The organism is Lamprobacter sp., assembly GCF_034860625.1.
In the GTDB taxonomy this organism is placed as follows: Bacteria; Pseudomonadota; Gammaproteobacteria; order Chromatiales; family Chromatiaceae; genus Lamprobacter.
Window position 1 is genome coordinate 1 of record NZ_JAYESN010000629.1, and the last position, 916, is coordinate 916.

General features: G+C 62.8%; 3 protein-coding genes. All 3 read left to right on the forward strand.

The window, feature by feature from the left end:
- Window positions 1–82: 82 nt before the first annotated feature.
- A complete protein-coding gene (locus tag VBE63_RS30345) occupies window positions 83–370 on the forward strand; it encodes a type II toxin-antitoxin system Phd/YefM family antitoxin (RefSeq protein WP_323686680.1) in 288 nt (95 codons plus the stop codon).
- Window positions 363–701, forward strand: coding sequence for a type II toxin-antitoxin system RelE/ParE family toxin (locus VBE63_RS30350; protein ID WP_323686681.1), 339 nt, complete (start codon window positions 363–365; stop codon window positions 699–701). Before VBE63_RS30345 ends, VBE63_RS30350 begins: the two co-directional genes overlap by 8 nt.
- A 15-nt stretch (window positions 702–716) precedes the next feature.
- Window positions 717–916: deoxyribodipyrimidine photo-lyase (locus VBE63_RS30355; protein ID WP_323686682.1), on the forward strand; the 200-nt coding region annotated here is incomplete at its 3' end.

Below are 916 nucleotides of genomic sequence, written 5' to 3' on the forward strand. Positions count from 1 at the left end.
GTGACCAACGCAACGCTTGACCAAGCCCCAGCGCTGAAGGATGATCCCGCAAACCCAAATTCGATCTGAATATGGACTTCTGATGAGCGAACATGTCTTGAGTCTCAGCCAATTCAAGACCGATGCCGCCCGGCTATTGGATCAGGTCCGAGATGAGGCCACCACGCTGGTGCTGACGCAGAACGGGCGCGCGCGCGCCATCGTGCAAGACATCGCCGAGTACCAAGCGCGCGAGCGGGCCATGCTGATGCTCAAATTGATGGCCGAAGCGGAGCGGGATCTTAGCACTGGGGACACGGTACCGCAGGCTGAGGTCTTCACAACGCTACGCGACCGCTTGCAGGCGCAACGCAACGTCCCGGATGGCTGAGACGACGTCAGAGGTTCGCTGGACGCGCGCCGCTCAACGCGACCTGGACGCCATCGTCAGCTGGATCGCCGAGGACAGCATTGGCAACGCGCTCGACGTCTTGGATCGGCTGCAGGCGCGAGCAGAGAGCCTCGCGGATCAACCCAAACGAGGGCGCTTTGTGCCCGAGCTGCGCTTGGTCGATGTCTACCACTACCGGGAGCTGATCGAACGACCTTGGCGCCTGGTCTACCGCATCGAGGGCGATCTGGTCTTCGTCATGGCGGTGCTCGACGGGAGGCGCGACCTTCATTCAGTCTTGATCGAACGTTTGGTTCGTCCGTCCTCCTGAACAAACCGCACAGCCATGCCCAGCACCGCCCTCCTCTGGCTGCGTCGCGATCTGCGGCTCGGCGATAACCCGGCGCTCAGAGCGGCGCTTGCACAGAGCGAGCGCCTGATCCCGGTCTACATCCATGCACCCGACGAGGAGGCCCCTTGGCAACCCGGCGCGGCCTCACGTTGGTGGCTGCATCAGAGCCTGAACGCGCTTGACCAACAGCTGCT